The organism is Mycolicibacter senuensis (genome assembly GCF_003284925.1).
Classification (GTDB): Bacteria; Actinomycetota; Actinomycetes; order Mycobacteriales; family Mycobacteriaceae; genus Mycobacterium; species Mycobacterium algericum_A.
In genome coordinates this window covers 1-3,368 of record NZ_QMEX01000229.1, presented here as the reverse complement: position 1 = coordinate 3,368, position 3,368 = coordinate 1, and the positions used below count along the sequence as shown (strand labels likewise).

Here is a 3,368-nt window from a genome sequence, read left to right as displayed (position 1 = left end):
CCGGTTGGCGTCGGCGCGCGCACCGCCGAGCAGGTGCAGGCCGGTGACGACCATCGTCTTGCCGGTGCCGGTCTCCCCGGTGAGCACGGTCAGGCCGCGGTCGAATTCGGCGGTCGCCGCCTGGATCGCGCCCAGCGACTCGATGCGGATCTCAGTAAGCAACGGCCGGCACCGTCGTCACTGTCCCCGCCAGCCGGTCACCGGCAGCCGGAATTTGCGCACCAGCCGGTCGGTGAACGGGGAGCTGCCCAGCCGCGCCCACTTGACCGGCTTGCCGCCGCGCTGCACCTCGAGCCGTCCGCCGGCCGGCACCAACATCTTGCGGCGGCCGTCGCAGAACACCAGCGCGTTGTGGCCGTCGCTTTCCACCTCGATCGCGATCGTCGAGTTGGGGCTGGTCACCATCGGCCGGGCGAACAGCGCGTGAGCGTTGTTGGGCACCACCAGGATTGCGTCCAGGTCGGGCCAGAGCACCGGCCCGCCCGCGGAGAACGCGTAGGCGGTGGACCCGGTCGGCGTCGACACCAGCACGCCGTCGCAGCCGAAAGTCGACACCGGCCGGCCGTCCACCTCGACGACGACACCGAGGACCCCCAGCCGGGGACCCTTCTCCATGCTGGCCTCGTTGAGCGCCCATCCGCGGTCGACGATCTCCCCGTCGGCGCGCACCACGACGTCGAGCGTCATCCGGTCCTCGACTCGGTAATCGCGGGCGATGACGTGGTCGAGGACCCCGTCGATGTGGTCGGCCTCGGCCTCGGCCAGGAACCCGATCCGGCCGAGGTTGACCCCCAGCACCGGGATGTCGGCGGTGTGGGCCAGCTCGGCGGCCCGCAGGAAGCTGCCGTCGCCGCCGAGCACCAGCACCAGCTCGCAGCCCTCGGCGGCCCGGTTGTCCGGGTCCACCACGTCGATCTCGACTCCGAGCTCGCGCATGTCGTCGGGAGCCAGGTGCAGCGAGCCCTTGTCGACGGCCTCGGCGGTCAGCACCCGCAGCGTGATGCCGTGGTCGCCCAACACCTTCTCGACACGGCGGGCGGTGTCGGTGGCCTCTTCCCGCCCGGTGTGCACCACCAACAGGACGGTGCGCTCGCCGTTCCCGCTATTCACTGGGGTCCCTTCGCGACGGCATCGTGGACAGCTGCATCCAGCGCGTCACCGCTCAGTGGTGCGGCGGCGGCGCGCAGGTGCAGAAAGTACTCGACGTTGCCCGACGGCCCGGGCAGCGGACTGGCGGTGACCGCGACGGTGCCCCAGCCGAGCTCGGCCGCGTGGTGCGCCACCGACAGCACCGCGTCGGCCCGCAGCCGCGGGTCCGACACCACCCCGCCGGCGCCCACCTGCGCTCGTCCCACCTCGAACTGCGGCTTCACCATCGGAACCATATCGGCGTCGGGTGACGCGCAGCCAGCCAGCGCGGGTAACACGGTGGCCAGCGAGATGAACGACAGGTCGGCGACGATCAGCTCGGCGAGCCCACCGATCAGCTGCGGCGTCAGCCCGCGGACATTGGTGCGTTCGACCACCACGACGCGCGGATCGGTGCGCAGCGACCAGGCCAACTGGCCGTAGCCGACATCGACGGCGACGACCCGGGCCGCACCGCGGTCCAGCAACACTTCGGTGAACCCGCCGGTCGAGGCGCCCGCGTCCAGGCATTGCCGGTCGGCGACGTCGATCCCGAAGGTGTCCAGCGCGCCGATCAGCTTGTGCGCCCCGCGCGACACCCAGCCACGTTCGCCATCGTCCGCGACGGCCAGGGCCGCCGAGAGCGTCACGGCGGTCGCCGGTTTCACGGCGGGGATGCCGTCGATGGTGACCTTGCCGGCGCCGATCAATTCGGCGGCCTGCTGGCGGGAGCGCGCCAGTCCGCGCCGGACCAGTTCGGCGTCAACACGCGCGCGCCGCGACATCGCTGCCCTCAGCCCTTCTCCACCGACTCCAGCGCGGCGACCAACACCTCGTGGGCCTCTTCGAGCCGCTGCGCCAAGGCCTGGAGATCACCGAGATCACTGTGAGCCGGTAGTTCGGCCAGCTCGGCTTCCCCGGGCAGCTCGGCCAGCAAGGCCGCGATGCGTTCCCGGACGTCATCAATCTCACTGTTCATGGGTGCCACCAACGCTAGTCCATGCCGGCCGGGCCCCGTCAGGGCCAGCTGCCGAGCAAGGACCAGTGTTGCAGGGCCTGCGCGGCGGTGTCATCGGCGGACTCGACGGTGAACGGACGCCCGGCCAGATCGGCCTCGGCGACCGCGCCGGCCAGGGCCCGCACGATCGACAGGCCATCAGCGCCGTCTTCCTCGGGCTGTGCCGCGGCCACGGTGAGCGTCGTGCCCGCCACGCTGATCTGCCATTGCGGCTGCGGACCGATCGCCAGCTCGTCGGCGTCGCGATGCAGGGCCCGCAGGTCGTGGCCGATGTAGGTGGGCCGCTGCTCGGCGACCGCGCCGACCGCGTCGCGCGCCGAGTTGACGCCGGTCAGCACCATCAGGCTGGGCAGCGCGGCGGCGTTGGCGGCGGCGATGTCGGTATCCAGCCGGTCACCGACCACCAGCGGCGCGTAGAACTCGCCGCGGGTCAGCGCCTCGGTGAGCAGCGCCGGACCGGGTTTGCCGGCCACCTGCGGTTCGGCGTCGGTCGCGGCTCGCAGGGCGGCCACCAACGAGCCGTTGCCGGGCAGCAGACCGCGTTCCGACGGCAGCGTCTTGTCGACGTTGGTGGTCATCCACATGGCGCCGGCCCTGATCGCCAGCGCCGCCTCGGCCAGCTGCGCCCAGCCGGTCTCGGTGGACAGCCCCTGCACCACCGCCGCCGGCTCATCGGAGGCCAGCCGCACCGGTTCCAGCCCGGCGGCGGCGATCTCAGCGGCCAGCGATTCGGTACCCACCACCAGGACTCGGGATCCGGCGGGAAGCTGCTCGGCCAGCAGGTGCGCGGCGATCTGGGCGCTGGTGGCGACATCCTCGGCGGCGGCGGTGAAGCCCAGCTGGTTCAGGTGTGCCGCGACCTCGTCGGCGCCACGCGAGGAATTGTTGGTGATGAACAGGGCGCGGCTCGGCAGCTCTGCGAGGGTCTCGACGGCGCCGACGGTAGGCTCACCGCCGCGGAACACCGTGCCGTCGAGATCCAGCAGCAGACAGTCGTATTCGTCTGCCAGGGCCGCGCTGCCACCGAGCTCGGCGATTCGGTCCTCGACGTCGGTGACCCCGTCGACGTCGGCGGCGGCGGCCCGCAGGAACCACTCCACCGCCTCGGACTCGCGGCCCAGCGCCACCAGCGTCTCGGCACGCGCATAATGCAGCCGCGCCACCGTCGACCCGGTGCGGTCGGGATCGACTGCCGGGGTCGAGAGCACCGTCAGCGCCTGCT

General features: G+C 72.0%; 5 protein-coding genes. All 5 read right to left on the bottom strand.

Annotated features, from left to right (window positions below; translation table 11 throughout):
* Positions 1–162: AAA family ATPase (locus DQP56_RS23255; protein WP_133259018.1), on the bottom strand; the 162-nt coding region annotated here is incomplete at its 3' end.
* A gap of 15 nt (positions 163–177) precedes the next feature.
* Entirely contained in the window at positions 178–1,110 is a 933-nt protein-coding gene (locus DQP56_RS23250) for an NAD kinase (RefSeq protein ID WP_112689403.1), read from the bottom strand.
* Positions 1,107–1,913 (bottom strand): TlyA family RNA methyltransferase, encoded by an 807-nt coding sequence (locus DQP56_RS23245; protein WP_112689401.1) that lies wholly within the window; start codon positions 1,911–1,913, stop codon positions 1,107–1,109. The genes DQP56_RS23250 and DQP56_RS23245 overlap by 4 nt, the downstream gene beginning before the upstream one ends.
* 8 nt (positions 1,914–1,921) lie before the next feature.
* Complete coding sequence (locus DQP56_RS23240; protein ID WP_112689399.1) at positions 1,922–2,107, bottom strand: hypothetical protein; 186 nt, start codon at positions 2,105–2,107, stop codon at positions 1,922–1,924.
* Positions 2,108–2,145: 38 nt separating this feature from the next.
* Complete coding sequence (locus DQP56_RS23235; RefSeq protein ID WP_112689405.1) at positions 2,146–3,183, bottom strand: HAD-IIA family hydrolase; 1,038 nt, start codon at positions 3,181–3,183, stop codon at positions 2,146–2,148.
* Positions 3,184–3,368 lie beyond the last annotated feature (185 nt).